At 70.0% G+C, this 16,383-nt stretch carries 16 protein-coding genes; 2 read left to right on the forward strand and 14 right to left on the reverse strand.

Annotation, left to right across the window (positions count from 1 at the left end):
• Positions 1–9: 9 nt before the first annotated feature.
• From ACO2Q3_RS21095 to ACO2Q3_RS21130, 8 genes are all read right to left on the reverse strand, one after another.
• Positions 10–414, reverse strand: coding sequence for a response regulator (locus tag ACO2Q3_RS21095; RefSeq protein WP_423310174.1), 405 nt, complete (start codon positions 412–414; stop codon positions 10–12).
• Positions 407–2,743, reverse strand: a complete 2,337-nt coding sequence (locus ACO2Q3_RS21100; RefSeq protein WP_423310176.1) for a PAS domain S-box protein — start codon at positions 2,741–2,743, stop codon at positions 407–409. The genes ACO2Q3_RS21095 and ACO2Q3_RS21100 overlap by 8 nt, the downstream gene beginning before the upstream one ends.
• 120 nt (positions 2,744–2,863) lie before the next feature.
• On the reverse strand, positions 2,864–3,874 hold the full coding sequence (locus ACO2Q3_RS21105; RefSeq protein WP_423310178.1) for an aromatic ring-hydroxylating oxygenase subunit alpha: 1,011 nt from the start codon (positions 3,872–3,874) through the stop codon (positions 2,864–2,866).
• A gap of 73 nt (positions 3,875–3,947) precedes the next feature.
• The gene (locus ACO2Q3_RS21110; RefSeq protein WP_423310180.1) at positions 3,948–4,784 is read right to left on the reverse strand and encodes a sugar phosphate isomerase/epimerase family protein; all 837 of its coding nucleotides are present in this window, start codon (positions 4,782–4,784) and stop codon (positions 3,948–3,950) included.
• A complete protein-coding gene (locus ACO2Q3_RS21115; RefSeq protein WP_423310182.1) occupies positions 4,781–5,803 on the reverse strand; it encodes a fatty acid desaturase in 1,023 nt (340 codons plus the stop codon). The genes ACO2Q3_RS21110 and ACO2Q3_RS21115 overlap by 4 nt, the downstream gene beginning before the upstream one ends.
• Positions 5,804–5,822: 19 nt before the next feature.
• Positions 5,823–6,872: a LysR family transcriptional regulator gene (locus ACO2Q3_RS21120; protein WP_423310184.1), complete on the reverse strand. Its 1,050-nt coding sequence runs from the start codon at positions 6,870–6,872 to the stop codon at positions 5,823–5,825.
• Positions 6,873–6,879: 7 nt separating this feature from the next.
• Positions 6,880–7,944, reverse strand: coding sequence for an MFS transporter (locus ACO2Q3_RS21125; RefSeq protein WP_423310186.1), 1,065 nt, complete (start codon positions 7,942–7,944; stop codon positions 6,880–6,882).
• Positions 7,944–10,418, reverse strand: coding sequence for a TonB-dependent receptor (locus tag ACO2Q3_RS21130; protein ID WP_423310188.1), 2,475 nt, complete (start codon positions 10,416–10,418; stop codon positions 7,944–7,946). The genes ACO2Q3_RS21125 and ACO2Q3_RS21130 overlap by 1 nt, the downstream gene beginning before the upstream one ends.
• A 570-nt stretch (positions 10,419–10,988) precedes the next feature.
• Here ACO2Q3_RS21130 and ACO2Q3_RS21135 point away from each other — a divergent pair.
• Positions 10,989–11,621 (forward strand): glutathione S-transferase family protein, encoded by a 633-nt coding sequence (locus tag ACO2Q3_RS21135; RefSeq protein WP_423310190.1) that lies wholly within the window; start codon positions 10,989–10,991, stop codon positions 11,619–11,621.
• Positions 11,622–11,676: 55 nt separating this feature from the next.
• Here the strand turns inward: ACO2Q3_RS21135 and ACO2Q3_RS21140 are convergent, their stop codons facing one another.
• From ACO2Q3_RS21140 to ACO2Q3_RS21165, 6 genes are all read right to left on the reverse strand, one after another.
• Positions 11,677–12,279, reverse strand: coding sequence for a TetR/AcrR family transcriptional regulator (locus ACO2Q3_RS21140; protein WP_423310192.1), 603 nt, complete (start codon positions 12,277–12,279; stop codon positions 11,677–11,679).
• On the reverse strand, positions 12,276–12,872 hold the full coding sequence (locus tag ACO2Q3_RS21145) for an RNA polymerase sigma factor (protein WP_423310194.1): 597 nt from the start codon (positions 12,870–12,872) through the stop codon (positions 12,276–12,278). The genes ACO2Q3_RS21140 and ACO2Q3_RS21145 overlap by 4 nt, the downstream gene beginning before the upstream one ends.
• 191 nt (positions 12,873–13,063) lie before the next feature.
• Positions 13,064–13,534, reverse strand: a complete 471-nt coding sequence (locus tag ACO2Q3_RS21150) for a cupin domain-containing protein (protein ID WP_423310196.1) — start codon at positions 13,532–13,534, stop codon at positions 13,064–13,066.
• 280 nt (positions 13,535–13,814) lie between these two features.
• The gene (locus ACO2Q3_RS21155) at positions 13,815–14,120 is read right to left on the reverse strand and encodes a high-potential iron-sulfur protein (protein ID WP_423310198.1); all 306 of its coding nucleotides are present in this window, start codon (positions 14,118–14,120) and stop codon (positions 13,815–13,817) included.
• 8 nt (positions 14,121–14,128) lie between these two features.
• Entirely contained in the window at positions 14,129–14,626 is a 498-nt protein-coding gene (locus ACO2Q3_RS21160) for a group I truncated hemoglobin (protein WP_423310200.1), read from the reverse strand.
• Between the two features lie 26 nt (positions 14,627–14,652).
• A complete protein-coding gene (locus tag ACO2Q3_RS21165; RefSeq protein ID WP_423310202.1) occupies positions 14,653–15,537 on the reverse strand; it encodes a DUF3034 family protein in 885 nt (294 codons plus the stop codon).
• 203 nt (positions 15,538–15,740) lie between these two features.
• Between ACO2Q3_RS21165 and ACO2Q3_RS21170 the strand changes: the two genes are divergently transcribed.
• Positions 15,741–16,337: a fasciclin domain-containing protein gene (locus ACO2Q3_RS21170; RefSeq protein WP_423310204.1), complete on the forward strand. Its 597-nt coding sequence runs from the start codon at positions 15,741–15,743 to the stop codon at positions 16,335–16,337.
• Positions 16,338–16,383: the final 46 nt, after the last annotated feature.

Here is a 16,383-nt window from a genome sequence, read left to right on the forward strand (position 1 = left end):
GGGCGGTCCCTAGGTCAGCAGGACCGGCGCGCTGGTCACCGGCCGGCTGCGCAGCAGCCGGGCGACGCGGGTCAGCAGCAACTGATCGTCGAACGGCTTGGCCAGATAGTCCCGCGCCCCGCAGCTCAGCGCCCGGCGCACGTCGGCCTGGGCGTTGCTCCCCGTCAGCATGAGCACGGGAATCTCCCGGGTCCGCGAGGCGGCTTTCAGGGCCATCAGCACGGCGAAGCCATCCATGCCCGGCATGTTGATATCGAGGATCACCCCCTGCGGCTGCACTTCCGTGATCGTGCGCATTGCCTGCAGGCCGGTGCGGGCGGCGAAGGTCTGGTAGCCGGCCAGTTCCAGCCGGGTCACCACCAGCTCCAGAATCGGCTCGCTGTCGTCGGCGACGACGATCCTGGGCCTACCCATGCCGCCGCTCCAGCGCCATCTCCCAGGGGTTGGGGCTGGTCCACCGGGCGACTTCGGACAGCAGCGTGTCCGGATCGATCGGCTTGCCGAGATGGCCATCGAAACCGTCCGCCAGCAGCCCCTCGACCGAGGCCTTGTCGGCGTCCGCGGTGAAGGCGATCACCGGCGCGCCGGCGTTGGGACCGGGCGCCGCCCGCAGCCGTTGCAGCGCCTCACGCCCGCCCATGCCCGGCATGCGTATGTCCATCAGCACCAGATCGAAGACATCCGTGGCGCACAGCGACAGCGCCGCTTCGCCGCTGTCCGCGGTGGTCAGTTCCAGGTCGAAGGCGCCCAGCAGGGCCGTCACCAGTTCGCGGTTGACCGCGTTGTCGTCCACCACCAGCACCCGGGAGCCCGGGCAGGGCAGGGGGCCGTGGGCCGCCGCCGGCTGGATCGACGGCGCGGCCATCGGCGGCGCGGGGAATTCGAAATGAAAGTCGCTGCCTGAGCCTTCGGTGCTGGTGACGCCGATCTCGCCGCCCATCGCTTCCACCAGGCCGCGGCAGATCGCCAGGCCCAGGCCCGTGCCCCCCTGCGCGCGGCTGGCGCCGCCGTCGACCTGCGAGAACCTCTGGAACAGGCAGGCCTGGCCTTCGGCCGAGATGCCGGGCCCGGTATCGCGGACAGAGAAGATCGCAGTGTTGCGCCCGGCGTCCCACGTCGCCGCGATTTGGATCGATCCGGATGCCGTGAATTTCACTGCGTTGCCGACCAGGTTGAGCAGAATCTGTCTCAGCCGCTGTGCATCGCCTCGCACGCTGGCCGGCATGTCCGCCGCCACAGCCGCTGTCAGCGTCAGGCCTCTTGCCGCCGCCTGCGCCTCGAAGATCTGCGTGACGCTTTCGACCACCTCGCGCACGGCCAGGGGGCGATGCTCCAGTCTGATCTCGCCCGCCTCCAGCTTGGAGAAGTCGAGGATGTCATTGACCAGCGCCAGCAGGCCGCTGCCGGCCGTGGCGATGCGCGACACGTAGCCTGCCGCCACGGTGTCCAGGCTCGGGTGGTCGCGCAGCAGTCCGGTAAAGCCGAGCACCGCCGTCAGCGGCGTGCGGATCTCGTGGCTCATGTTGGCCAGGAACTGCGCCTTGGCCGCCGCCGCCACTTCCGCCTGCGCCCGCGCCGCCGCCAGAGCCTCTTCCTGTTCCACCTGACCGGTGATGTCGCGAACCACGTCGATGAAACCACTTGCCCTGCCGGTCTGCGGATCGGGCAGCAGTACCGGGCGCGATTCCATCCACATCCATTCGCCGGTCACGCCGTGGCGACCGCGCCAGCGGACGCTGCCCGGATCCACGCCCTTCAGCAGGCCCGCGAAGGCCTTGCCCACGGCCCTGGCGTCCTCGGGGTGCATCTGTCGGGCGAACGAGGCGCCCACCAGGGCTTCGCGGGTCCAGCCGGTGTGGCGCACCGACGGGCTGACGTAGCGCACCTCGCCGGTCAGGTCGGTCACGACGATCATGTCCGAGGTATTGTCCGCGATCAGCCGATAGCGCGCCTCGCTGTCGCGCAACGCCTCTTCTGCCGCCCGCCGCTCGGTCAGGTCCTGGACCTGGGCCACGAAGCCCTTCGGCGAGCCATCGGCGTTGCGCACCATCGAGACCGTCAGCTGCACCCACACCGCCGAGCCGTTCTTGCGCAGATAGCGCTTGTCCATGTGGTAGCTGTCAATCGCGCCGCGGGTCAGACGGTCGACGTTGCCCAGGTCCAGGTCGAGGTCGTCCGGATGGGTGATGGCCTGGAAGTCCAGCGCCAGCATCTCCGCCTCGGCATAGCCGGTCATCCTGCAGAAGGCGTCGTTGACCCTGAGGAACCGCCCGTCCAGGCTGACCAGCGCCTTGCCGACCGCGGCGTACTTGAAGGCCGCCTCGAACTGCGCGAGCTGCTCGCTGGCCTGGGCCTCGACCGCGCGGCGCGCCGTGATATCCCGGAAGATGTTGACGAAGGCGCAGGCCCGGCCGTCGCCGTCGCGGATGATCCGCGGGTTGCCCTCCATCCAGACCACCTCGCCGCTCGCCCGCAACATCCGGTGCACGCGACTCGCCGCCGGGTCTTCCTCGCCGCGCAACAGGGCGGCGTTGTTGGCCAGCAGATGGGCGCGGTCGTCGGGGTGCGCGAACTGCGCGCCGTCGGTCCCCAGCAAATCTTCCGGCGCGTAGCCATAGTTGCGGATCGAGGGCGAGACATAGGTCACCACGCCATCGATGTTCACCTGGACGATCACGTCGGCGGTGTGGTCGCAGATGAATTGCGCCACTTCGGCGGCCGGCGTCGATCCGTCCCTGAACACGCTGTGTCTCCCCGAAGCCCGCCGGTCAACTCAGGGTTCGGGCCATCCTGGATCTAAACTCTGCGGCGCCCGGGCGTCGAACCGGCACAGGGTCGCGCGACCGATGGCCGCGCGGCGCGGTTAACGGCCAGGACGGGCGCGGCTCGCCGCGATCCAGCCGCGAAACCGCGCCACCCCCGCCTCCAGCGGCGAGAGCGGGCCCAGGATCGCGTCAGGGGAGCGCAGGCCGGCCTGAACGCCGTCGCAGACGGTAATGTCCTCCAGGTGCACGGCCGTCAGCAATTCGCGGGCCGCGCCCATCTTCTCCGCGTCGGCGCAGGCCTTCGGCGGCTCCAGGCCCAGCACCTCCAGGCTCATCGACTGCGGACCGGTCGGGGTGATGCGGTACCACACTGCGCCCGTGCTGCGGGTGGTGGTCGCCAGCAGGAACAGGGGGAAGATCACCCACACCCTCAGGGCGCCTTCCTCGGGATGCTCGGGGTGGGTGATCTCGAACCAGTCGGGGCCGCCCGGCGTGGAGTCTGTCTGGCCGCCGGGCCACAACGGCTGCAGCGTACCGGCGTGCGGGCCGATGTGGTGGTAGGACTCGCCGAAGTTCTCCACCAGCACCTTCCAGTTCCAGGCGTGCTCGAAGGCGACGCGCCAGCCGATGCGCAGACCCTCGAGGCGGTCGGGCTGCAGCGCCTCGGCCATCGGCGCCATCGCCTCGGACAGCGGCTGGGCGTCCGGGTCGAGGCTGACGAACACGAAGCCGCCCCACTCGCCGGCCTGGTAGAGCGGCAGATCGCAGTTGCTCACCGAACCGGGCGCCATGAACGGCGCCGCCTTCAGTCGCCCGTCCAGGCCGAACGCCCACAGGTGGTAGGGACACCGCACCACTTCGGCCTGGAGGGGCTCGCTGGCCAGGATCATCCCCCGGTGCCGGCAGACGTTGGACATCGCCCGCACCACGCCGTCGCGGTCGCGGGTCAGCAGGATCGGCGTGTCCGCCACCTGAACCGGCCGTTGCGCCCCGGCCGCCGCCAGCTCCTCGGACCGGCACACCGGCGTCCAGGCGCGCCCGAGCAGGCCCTGCTCGCAGGCATAGGCCTCCGCGGTGACGTAGTCGGCGGGGGTGAGCGGCGCGGGCATGGCGGGGTCCTGGCGTTGCGGTTGGCTCTAGCAAGGGCGAAGGCCCGGGCGGACGCAAGGCCGGGCGTGGCCGTCAGGCTGTCTCCGACCACAGCGTCTGCGCCAGCGCGCGCAGCTGCTGCGCCTCAACCCAGCGGTCGGAGAACTCCAGCCCGTCGGCGCCCGTCATGGCGTACTCGCGCGGCCCCAGTTCGCACAGGAACACGCAGTCCTCGTCTGCGCCATGCCGCGCCCGCCAGTGCCTGAATCCGTCGCGCCACCAGCCGGTGAACAGGTCCAGCCAGCGCTGCGTCAGCGGGAAGTGCAGCGGCAGCTGGATCTGCTGGCCCGACGCCACACGGCCCTGGAAGGAGTCGCATCGCTGCAGCACCCGGTCGAACTGCGCGGCGATGTCGGGCGACAGCGGCAGGTACAGCTCGCGGTCGACGACGTAGTGCGACAGGTCGCACGCCATCCGCATCTCGGGGATCGCATCGAGCAGCTGCAGGGCGATGTACAGGTCGTTGGTGATGCAGCCCCGGTGCGTCTCGAACTGCAGCGGCATGCCCTCGGCCCCGGCAATGTCCAGCCAGGCGCGGATCACCGGGATCATCCCGGCGATGGTCACCGGCATCACCTGGCCGACCACCACGACGAACGGCGCGCCGATGGCCTTGGCGAAGGCGATCGACGGGCGGATGTCCTCGATCGAGCGGGCGAAGGCCGTCACCCCGCCGCGCAACCCGGTGCGCGCGAACTGGGGGATCACTGCCTCGGCCGCCGGCAGGGGCAGGGCGCCCAGGTCCACCGACAGGCCGTCGAACCCCGCCGCCTTCACCGTGTCGAAGATCTCGTCGTAGCTGGGTTCGGGAACGCCGGGCGTGCGCCGCTCGGCCGCCCAAAGGGACTGGTAGACCAGCAGCTGGCTCATGCGGCGGCGGTGTCCGCGGCCGCGTCCGCATCCGCCGCCTTGGCCGGCGCCTCGGCGAACCGGGTCAGACCGACGCCGACGTGCACGGCGTCCTGCGGCCAGTCCGCCTCGGGACTCTTCATCAGCTGGCGGATCATGGCGATCTGGAAGCCGAGGTAGGTCATGGTCGCCGGCTTCAGGCCGTTGGCCGTGAAGGCCTCATGGTGCAGCTGCTTGAGACGGTAGAACGGCACTGACGGATAGGCGTGGTGCGCGGTGTGGTACTGCATGTTCCAGCACATCCAGCGCATCAGGGCGTTGGTCCGGGTCGAGCGGGTGTTCTCGAAGATGCCGCCCTCATGCGGCATGCCGTTGTGCTCGATCAGGTTCTGGATGTTGTGCGCCCACTTGGTCAGGCCCAGGGGCGCGATCCAGTAGATCACGGCGTCCCAGCTGCGCAGCGCGATGGAGGCGGCGATGATCACGCCGACGATCGCCAGGGTGACCCGCGCCTCCAGGATCACCCGATCCTGGTTCTTGCCGCGGATATAGGGCGCGTCGACCTTGCCCAGGGCCGTACGGATGATCATCCGCGGGAAGCGCTGCACCAGCCAGAGGCCGGTCAGGCCGATCAGGTAGCTCTTCAGCGTATAGGTCGGGCGGTACAGTTCGCCGTCCTGGCGCCAGCGCTGGGTATACCGGTGGTGCGCGAAGTGCTGGATCTGGTCCATGTCGCGCGGGTGCAGCGTGATGAACCCGCACAGGCGGCCGAACCACTCGTTCAGCCACGGCGATCTGAACACCGTCGAATGGCTGAATTCGTGCTCCCCGGCATAGAGGTAGTTCAGCAGCACGCCGAGGACGAAGAACGGCCCGATCATCCACCACGTGCCCATGGTCTGGTGCAGCGCCCAGCCGGCAAGGCCGATGGCGCCGAAGTGGGTCACCACCTGCAGCCAGCCGCGCAGGTCCGATTTTTCGGACAGTTCCTTGAGCCGCTCCTGCGAGACCGCCCCGCGCGGGCCGAAGACTTCATCCATGTCGAACCTCCACCATCGGTCAGTCCTGCCAGACTGCCGGCCCGTGCGCGCCGGTTAAATCCCGATGCTCTGAAGCCTGCTTCAGTCCGCACGAAAGAAAGGCTTCATCCGTGACCGGGTGGGCGGCGAAGGCGTCGCCCAGCACGGCGATGAGCTCGCGGGTCACCGGCGCGGCGTTCGAGGCCTTCAGGCTCATCAGGTAGAAGTTGCTCTGGCGCCGGTAGAGGTCCGGCCGGATCAGCCTCAGCTCACCCGCCTCGGCCCAGCGCCGGGCGTAGTGCGGCGGCAGGAACCCCAGGTCCACCCCCGCCAGCACCACCAGGATCAGGCAGTCCAGGTTGTCGGCCTGTGCGCCGCGGGCCAGGCCGCGCGGCGCCGGGTCGCCCAGGGTGAACGAGGTCACCGGGTGCTGGGCGATCACCTCCGGCGTCAGGGCGGCGTCGCGCGCCTCGAACAGTGGATGGGCGCGGCCGCAATAGAGCAGCTGGTCCTCGACGAACAGCTCCCGGGCCTCCAGCGCTGGCGCCACGCGCGGCAACACCGAGATGCCCACCTGCGCCGTCCGGTCGAGGACCGCGCGCTCCACCTCCGACGCCGAACCGGACTGGATCGACAGCTGCACCGCCGGGTGGCGCTGGCGATAGGCGCGGATGGCGGCGATCATGGGCTCGGCGGCGATCGAGCCGATGTTGTCGATCACCGCCAGAGTCACCCGGCCGGTCAGCCGATTGGCGCTGGCCGAGACGTCCGCGGTGAAGCGCTCCAGGCTCTCGAACAGGGCCATGGCGGCCTGTCGAACCGTCTCGCCTTCAGCGGTCAGGGCGAACCCCGCCCGCCCGCGCTCGCACAGCCGCATGCCCAGCCGCTGTTCCAGGCCGGAGATGTCGACGCTGATCGCCGACTTCGACTTGTTCAGCGCCACTTCCGCCGCCGCGAAGCCGCCGTTCTCCACCACCGCCATGAACACGCGCAGCAGCCGCAGGTCCATGTCCGACACCGCCGCCGCGGCGCGGGCCGGACGGAAGACCGGGCCGTCGGTGGCGTCGCCCTGGCGCGAGGTGGAATGCATTCGCGCCTTACTCCGCCGGCACGGTGGCGGCGGCCGGCGCCCCTGCCGGCAAGGCGCGTGCGGGCAGGGTCGACCGATAGGCCACGTAGACCAGCCCCAGGCTCAGCACCGAGATCACCGCCGACCACCAGCCCATCGCCGCGAAGCCGCCGCCGGCCAGCAGCATCACCGAGGCGATCGAGGGGGTGACGGCGCTGCCGATGCCCAGCACCCCGCGCGACAGGGCGATCAGCCGTCCGCTGGGGTCCATGGCCGCCATCAGCCCCTGGTAGAAGGGCGCCGCCAGCAGCAGGCAGAAGCCGCCCAGATTCAGACCCCAGAACAGCACCGCCGGGGACGTGGGCGCGCCCATCATCGGATCCGAGACCGCCAGCCCGAGGAAGGCGAAGGCCAGCACCGGCATGCGTCCGAAGCGGGTGCCCACCATCCGCGCCACCACCGGGCCGACCGCCGTCCAGACGGTGACCCACAGCATCATCGAGACCATCTGCGGATAGGTGATGCCCAGCCCTTCGCCGATTCGCTCGACGAAGATGAAGATCGCATTGCCGGCGATGCCGAAGCCCACCACCCCGGCCAGCAGCGCCAGCCCCGGCGCGGTGACGCCCATCAGCGACCAGGTCGAGCCCGCCCGCCTGGCGACGGCCTGCGCCGCCTCCGGCGCCACGGCGCCGAGCGGCTGGTTGGTGATGCCGGCAAGGCAGGGCAGCACCAGGGCCGGCAGCACGGCCAGGATCCAGAAGATCACGTCCTTGCCCAGGTAAGGGCTCAGCGGTGGGGCGGCCAGGAACACCGCCACCGCGCCGAAGGTGATGCCAATGCTGATCATGGCGAAGCCGCGGTCGGGGTCGGCGCGCCGGGCGACCAGCACCGCCACCACCACATTGACCAGCGCCTCGCCGGCCCCCGCCGCCAGCCGCGCCGCGGTCAGCAGGCCGGGCCCATGCGAGGCGAGGGTCACCACATTGCCGCCGCCCACCAGCAGCAGGCCCAGCAGGATCACGGGGTTGCGCGCGCGCAAGCGCCCGGGAAGCAGGCGCCGGCATGATGGCGGCGCCTGTTCTCCTCCCATCAGTGGAACGCGTAGTTCACCCGCAGGCCCACCGTGAACGGCCGCGACAGCCGCTCGTTCAGCGCCCGCACGTCGTAGCGCAGCGGGTTCTGGGCCGACAGCACGCCGCGCTCGTTGGTGATGTTGTTCAGGTAGAGCGAGACGCGGTAGGGGCCCTTCTCCACGCCGACCTGGGCGTTGAGGATCGCGAACCCCGACAGGTTGACGTTCATCGACGGGGTCAGCGACGTCGACATGCTGGAGCGATAGCTCACGTCGCCGTGCAGCAGCAGCTTCAGGTCGTCGGTGATCGGGTGATGATAGTCGGCCCCCACGCTCAGCGTGTGGTGGGGCGTGCCGGGCAGGGCGGCGCCCTTGGTCCCGTACACGGCGCCGGCGACGGTGATCGGCGCGGTCAGCTCGGCGTTGGTGTAGCCGTAGGTGCCGCTGATGATCAGTTCCGGCGTCGCCTGGAAGCGGCCTTCCAGGTCGATCCCGCGCGAACGTGCGCCCTGGCCGTTGACCACGGCGGGGAAGGCGCCGTTGGGCGTCGAGACGTTCACCTGCGGATTGTTCCACTCCACCCAGTAGGCGGCCGAGGAGAATTCGAAGCGCCCGCCGATGCGGCCCTTCAGGCCCACCTCGTAGTTGTTCACCGTGTCGGGCTGGAAGAACTCGAAGGCCGGGCTCTCGGCGAACGGGCCCATGGTCGGCACGCCGTTGGCGCCGCCGCGGCGCTCGCCCTGCGAGAAGGTGAAATAGGCCAGGAAGCCGCCGCCGAACTTGTACGAGGCGTTGAACTTCCACAGCGCCTTCTTGGTGACCTCTGTCTCCGATCCCTCGGCCAGGCCCAGCGGGTTGATCTGGTCGGTGGAGCAGAACGAGCCGCAGATCGGCAGTTCGTTGATGGCCGTGATGTCCAGCGTCTGACGGAACACCCGCACCCCGCCGGTCACCTGCAGCGCCGGCGTGACGTGATAGGTCAGCTCGCCGAACGCGGCGATGTCCTGGAAGTGGATCTTGCGGTCATAGACATAGCCCAGGTCCGTGCCGGTGTTGGGCTCGCCGAGCGCGTCCTCGTAGGCCTTGAAGCCGCGCATGATGTCCTGCTGAACCAGGTGGTTGTTCTGGTCCATGTAGAAGGCGCCCACCGAATAGGTCAGCGGCCCGTCGGTCTTCGACACCAGCCGGACCTCCTCGGTGATCGCGGCGTCCTTGTAGACCCGGTCGCTCTCCAGCAGCAGGCGCGGGAAGCCCTGATAGAAGAAGCCGAGCGATTTCTGATAGAAGCCGGACGAGTCATCCACCCCGTCGCTGCGCTCGCGATAGCCGCTGGTCACCGAGGTCAGGGTGGCGAACCCCAGGTCGTAGCTGGCCTCCATCGAGCCCAGGTCCACGTCGCGGTGCATCGGCTGCAGGATGAAGTCGCCGGTCTCATACTTCTTGAAGGTGGTCGGGAAGGCGTTGTCGAAGCCGTTGTTCTGGAACCCAGGCGAGGCGTTCGGGTCGCCGGTCGTCGAGAAGGCCGAGGGCGTCGGGCCGCCCGGATAGCTGTCCTGGTCCGGGCCCTGCGAATACTCGTGCTGGTGCTGGTAGGTGAAGAGGACGTTCAGCTTGCCGGCGTCCACCAGCAGCATCGGCCGCACGTACCAGAGGTCGGCGTCGTCCACGTCCTTCTTCGAGGTCGCCACCGGCAGGCTGTGCACCGGGTCGGCGGGGTTGGCCAGGATCGGCGCCCCGTTGGCGTCCAGCTTGTACAGGTAGGGCGCGTTGATGAAGCCGTTCTCGAAGGTGTAGCCGGTCGCCAGGCGGAAGCCGACGTGTTCGCCCAGCGGCTGGTTGAACATGGCGTCGACCGAATAGTTCGGCCCGGTGGCGTTGTTGGTGTAGCCGACGTCGGCGCTGACGTTGGCCGCCGTCTTGGTCAGGTCCGGCCGGTTGAACAGCACCCGCACGGTGCCGGCGATCGAGGCGTCGCCATACAGGGTCGCCTGCGGGCCGCGCAGCACCTCGACCCGCTGCACGTCGGCCAGGTGCAGGTTCACGAAGGTCGGCGTCTCGTCCACGTACACCGACACCGCCGGCTGGGTGGACAGCGGCGTGTCGCCGCCGTTTCCGCTGACCGAGTCCAGGTTCAGGCCGTGCAGGATGAAGCTGTTGGTCGCCCCGCCGTCGCGGATGCCGACGCTGTTGTAGACCAGGCCCGGCACCACCCGGGTCAGGTCGTGGAAGTCCTTCACCCCCGCGTTCGCGAGGTCCTGGCCGGTCACCGCCGAGATGTCGATCGGCGTCGCCAGGGCCGTGGAGGTGCGGCGCTCGGCGGTGATCACCACCTCGCTGAGCATGCCGCCGCCGGAACTGTCCGTGGCGGCGGCGTCGGCGGCGGCCTGCGCCGCATGGGCCGCGCGCGGCGCGGCGGCCACGTCCAGGGCGGCCAGCAGCGCCAGGGCGCTGACCAGGTTGCGGCGGCGAAGGAAGCGGGCGGGAGATGGCATGGTGTCACTTTCCGGTAGGGGTCGCCGCGGCCAAGCGTCTCCGGCGGCCGCCCGCGGTGCGTCGCGGAGGCCCGGCGACGGCGTCCTCAAGGCCGTGCGACGGTGTATGGATCGGTCATCCCCGGGCTCTGCGGCGGCGCCGACGCCCGGGACAACCCGCTCTGGTCCCCGCCGAACACTTTCGAATTCGGCGAACTTGACTTTAGAGCGGGCTGAACTTTGAGAAAGCGAGGCCTGATCGGCCCGGCATGTTCCGGTATTTCATGGTTGCACCCTCCGAGAACATCAACCCGATGACGACACGGCGTGGGCTTCTACGTGGTCAGTACGAGCCCTTGCCCACTGACGATCTCCACAATCTTCACCCTGTGCGACTGCGATCGGCGCAAATACGTGAGAATCGCTCTCGATCATACTTTTTGCGCAGTTCGTAACACCTGGGCGCCTTGCTGCTGCGCAGCATGGGCGTGTGCAGTGCGGCATTGGGGGCGCGGCGTCGGCCGGGCGGGGCGCCATCCGCCTGTCCCGCGCGCTATGCTCGGCCGCAGACCCTCAAGGCAGGCGAGGCCCATGATCCTGATCGGCCAGTATGACTCCCCGTTCGTGCGCCGCGTGGCGATCGCGCTGCAGACCTATGGCCAGGCTTACGAGCACCGGCCGTGGTCGACCTTCGGCGACGCCGAACGCCTGGCCGCCTTCAACCCTCTGCGCCGCGTGCCGACCCTGGTGCTGGACGACGGGGTCTGCCTGATCGAGAGCTTCGCCATCCTGGACTTCCTCGACGAGCTGGCCGGCCCGGCGGCGGCGATGATCGCGGCCTCCGGTCCCGCCCGCCGCGAGACCCTGCGCCTTTGCGCCCTGGCCACGGGGCTTTGCGACAAGCTGGTCGCCCTGGTCTACGAGCGGGTGCTGCACGCCGCCGTGTCCGACGACTGGGTCGCGCGCTGCCAGACCCAGATCCGGGCGGTGCTGGACGTGCTGGAAAGCGAGCGGGCCAGGGCCGATGGTCCCTTCTGGGGCGGCGAGCGGCCCAGCCACGCCGATGTCGCCGCCGCCTGCGCCATGCGCTTCCTCGGCGAGGCGCACCCGAGTCTGGCGGCCGCCGGGGACTGGCCGGCGCTCGCGGCGCTTGCCGCCCGCTGCGAGGCCCTGCCGGCGTTCGCCGCTGTGGTGCAGCCATTCCTCGCCCCCGGCAGCGCCTGAGACGCCCTTGGCGCGGGAACGGGCCACGCCCCCGCGCCACGTCCCGCCCGAAGGGTCAGCGCTGCTCCAGGCCCTTCAGGGCCAGCCGGATCGCCGTGACGGCGACCTCCGCGGCCTGCCGCCCGGCATAGCCGCAGACATCGCGCAGGAAGGCCCAGTTGGTGACGCTGGTCAGCGACAGGATCGCCGCCACCAGCCGCGCACGCTCGGCCTCGGGGGCGGTCGGCGCGAGCGCGCACACGAAGCCGTCCAGGGCTGCCCGGCGCTGCTCGGCGGCGGGAGAGCGGAACGCGCGGGCGTCGGCCGAGAAGAACACCGCCCGCACCAGCCGCTCATCGCGATCCCAGCCGTCGAACACGCGGGGCAGGGCGTCCAGCAGGGCGTCCAGCGAACGTGGCGCGTTCACGTACGGCCCGCCCATGCGCTCCAGCTGCCAGGGCCAGAAGGCGCGCAGCAGTTCGTCCCGGGTCTTGTAGTGCCGATAGACCGTCCGCTCGGTCACCTCGGCCGTCCGCGCCACCTCGGCGATGGTCACGTCCGCGACCTCCGCGCGGCGCAGGATGGTGGCGACGGCCTCCAGGATCAGCTGGCCGGTCTGCGCCTTCTGCCGCGCGCGCAGCGGGCTGTTGTAGGCGGCGCGCGCCGACTCGTCGGTCAATGCGCCAGCGGCCGGCCCAGCCCCGCGGCCGAACCCTCCGCCTCCAGGAAGGCGCGCAGCTGCGCCAGCCCCCTTCGAACCCGGGACTTCGCCGTGCCCAGGGGCAGGCCCAGCCGCTCCACCAGTTCCTCGTGCGTATAGCCCTGGACGAAGGCCAGGGTCAGGATCTCGCGTTGCTCGGGGCCCAGGCGGTTCAGACCCCGCGCCAGATCGGCCCGGTCGGCGATCGGCGCCGGCGGCTCAGCGAGGCGCTCCGAGTGGTCGGCGATGTCGTCCATCGGGCCGCGCTCGCGGCGGATGTAGTCGATGGCCAGGTTGCGCACCACGCGCGACAGCCAGGCCAGAGGCGCGCCCCGCTCGGGATCGAAGCGCCGCGCCTCGGTCCAGATGCGCACATAGGCCTCCTGCAGCACGTCCTCGGCGGCGTCGCGGCGCTTGAGCATGAACAGCGCGACGCCGAACAGGCGACGGCTGGTGGCCTCGTACAACGCCTTGAACGCGCGCCGATCGCCGGCCGCCGTCGCCGTCAGAAGCGCGGCCAGGTCGGCGGCTTCCGGGGCGCCTGGTCCAGACTGTCGTTGCACTTGCGGCATCGCCGTCGACCTCTCAGATCCGCCTCTCGGCGAAAGTTCAATCCAAAGACTCCAGCACGTCACTATGTGAGAAATGATGTCACCTTTAATGACATCAATGCTGTGTCGGGTCAAGCCGGCCTCGGCGAGCGTCCGGCGCGATCGCAGGGATCACGCCGGCCAAGCTGTTACGCTTGGGAAGGCTCCGCGGATCAGGTGTCCAGCGCGCCCCTGATGTAGAGCAGGGCGCCATCGGGGCTGTGCAGCAGGCTGTGATCGTGGCCAGGGAAGGCCAGGTGCAGATCGCCCTTGCGCACCCACTCGCCGCCGATCTCGAAAGCCCCTTCCAGCACAACACACTCCTCCAGCAGGGTGTGGCCATGCGGCTCGATCTGGGCCCCGGGCTCGAGCTTCAGCAGGAAGGCCTGCCAGCCCTCGGCGTCGTTGACGTGCAGGGTCTTGCGCATCACCCCGGGCGACACCGGCTCCCAGACCCCTTCGCCCGCGCGGACGGTCAGGGTCGGGCGCGCGGCCTCCAGCTGATCGATACGCGCCGAGACCCGCTCCCAGACGGCCGGGCCGGGCGCGGCGGCGTCCAGGGCGTCTCCGGCGGCCGCGAGCCGTCGATCCCATTCGGCGGCGGTGTCGGCGAAGGCGTCATCGTCATGGCGGTCGGGCGTCATGGGCGACAGACTTTCCGGTTGGTCGGGGACGACGGCGGTGGCCGGTCCCCAGGGCGGTCGACTTGCGAGGAAGTGACGTCATCGCGTGCAAGTCAAGCGGCTGGGTGAGGGCCGGTCATCAAGGCCGGCGTGAAAGGGGGACCAGGGCCCGCGCCACGAGACCCTGGTCGAGTTGTCCGCGGTTGTCCGCCGGGACGCCGTCGGGCCCGGGGGGCATGACCCGGCGGCGCGGGGGTCGGTCGGACGGGGGACGGGCTGGCGCACCGCGGATCCGTCGAGCCTAGCGGCGCGGCGAGAAGGCGCCGCACCAGCCGTTCGGCTGGATCGCCCCTTCCACCAGCTTGCAGGTCCCCGCGCCGCCTTCCGGATTGGCGATGAACGAGGCGCACAGGCTGCAGTGGTCCGCGCCCTTGGGCGAATACTGGTACTTCACATAGTCCTTGCTGATCTTGCCCGCCGCGGCCGCGCGGCTCGCCGCCAGGGCGACGGCGCCCAGCACGGCCACCCCGGCGGTCGCGCGCAGCATGCGCCGGCGGGCGACATCCAGGCCTTCGTTCGCCTCGGCGGCGTCTCTTTCGATGCTCATGGCCGGCCTCACCGCGTGACGATCGCGCGCTGCATGGGCGCGAGCTTGGCCAGCAGCCGGTTCTGGGCGGCGAACGAGACCCCCTCCTTGTCCATGGACAGCTGCAGGTCCTCGGCCAGGGCGTTGAAGTCGTCGTTGCGCAGGCCCATGGCCGCGTGGGCGCTCTTCATGTCCTTGCCGCCGTACTCGCACGGGCCGCCGGTCAGGTAGCAGACCTGTTCCACCAGCAGCAGGTTCAGCCGGGTCAGATTGGCGTCCGTGAAGCGCCGCTCGATGCGCGGGTCATGGGTGATGCGCTGGATGAAGTCGTCCATGATCCGCTGGATGCCGTCCTTCTCGTGGAAGGCCTTGTAGGTGGCGTCGCCCTCGATGGGCGTCGCGCCGGCGGGGTTGGCGACGGCCGGGGGCGGGGCGTCAGGCTCGGCCATGGCGGCCGAGGCCAGGCCGAAGCCCGAGACCACGGCGACGAGGACGGCCATGCGGCCGCGATTGATGGAAGTCGTCATGTGATGCGATCCCTTGGATGAGGCGGTCAGAAGCCGACCTGGAGCGAGACGTAGGCGCCGCGCTGGTTTCGCTGGGTGGCGATGTCGCCGAGGTCGGCGTAGGCGGCGGTGACGGAGACGTGCTTGTTGATCGCGTAGGCCGCGAACACGTCGAACCAGTCGTTTTCCTTGGCGAAGCCGAGGTTGTTCGGCTTGGTGCGGTATTCCGCCCCCACCAGCAGGCGCTTGGACACCAGGTAGCCGGCCGAACCCTCGAACTGGGCCGAATAGTTGTCGCTGCGGTCGCCGCCGAAGCCCAGGATCCCGGTCTGGTTGCCCTTGGTGAAGCGCACCGTGGCGTCCAGCACCAGGTTCTGGTTCAGCAGCAGCTTGGTGGCCGAGGCGTAGTAGTCGACGCCGCTGTCATGCTTGCCGCCGATGGCGTGGATGATCGCGCCGCGGTCGTTGTGCTTGTACTGCAGGCCGACGGCGATCTGCGGCAGCAGGCTGTCCTGGTCATAGACCAGGTCGCCCAGCACCCTGACCTTCGCCCCGACCACGTCCTGGTGGAAGGTGAAGTCGCGGCCCAGGCCCAGCCGCGCGCCGGCGTCGCGGGTGTCGAATTCCTGGCGGGTGTAGGACAGCTCGACCCGGTTGAAGAGCCCCACCGCGGCGCCGTAGTCGCGCAGCTCGTACTCGCCGGTCCGCACATAGGTGAAGTGGGCGTTGGGGGCGACGCCGTCGCGCGTCTCGTAGCCTGTGATGGTCGACCAGGTCGCCACGCCGCCGCCGCTGGCGCCCTCGATGTTGGTCACCCCGCCGGTGAGCAGCAGCTTGCCGCTGTCCAGCAGATGATCCTCCGCCAGGGCCGGCGCGGCGGCGAGGGTGAGGGCGGCCGTCGTGGCCGCCAGCAAGGATGTTCTCAGGCTCATTCTATCCCCTTCAGCGTTGCGGCCGGCGGCTGAGGACCGCGGCTGGCCGGTTTCGAGGGGACTACGGAGCGGTCGTCCGATCCGGATGCAGGACCGGCGAAAACTTTTTTTTGCGTCGGCGAATGCATCCGGATCGGGGGGCTGCGGCGTAACGGCGGCGCGCCACATCGGGTGGCGTGATCCGAATAGGACGACCCCCCAAGATGAAAACGATCCTCACGCCGCGCCGCGCCGCGGCGGCCCTGGGCGCCCTGGCGCTCGCCACCTCCGGCGTAGCGTTCGCGCAGATGGCGCCGATGGGCGCCATGGCTCACGAGCACACCAAGATGGTGGGCGGCGCGCCGATGTACCCCTCGCGCAACATCATCCAGAACGCGGTGAACTCGAAGGACCACACCACCCTGGTCGCCGCGGTGAAGGCCGCCGGCCTGGTGGACACCCTGCAGGCGCCCGGCCCGTTCACGGTCTTCGCCCCCACCAACAGCGCCTTCGCCAAGCTGCCGGCCGGTACGGTGAACAGCCTGCTGGAGCCCGCCAACAAGGACAAGCTGACGGCCGTGCTGGGCTACCACGTGGTCGCCGGCCGCCTGACCGCGGCCGACCTGCTGGCCAAGGTCAAGGCCGGTGGCGGCCGGGCCACGCTGAGCACGGTCCAGGGCGGCCCCCTGACCGTCACGGTCGCTGGCGGCCGCCTCGTCCTGACCGACGCGAAGGGAAGGGTCAGCCACGTGACCATCGGCGACGTGCTGCAGTCCAACGGCGTGATCCACGTCGTCGACACCGTGCTGCTGCCCGGCTGAAGTCGGTACGGGCCGGGGATCCTCTGATCCCCGGCGTCACGGGAGA

This window comes from Caulobacter sp. KR2-114 (assembly GCF_049446115.1).
Classification (GTDB): Bacteria; Pseudomonadota; Alphaproteobacteria; order Caulobacterales; family Caulobacteraceae; genus Acaudatibacter.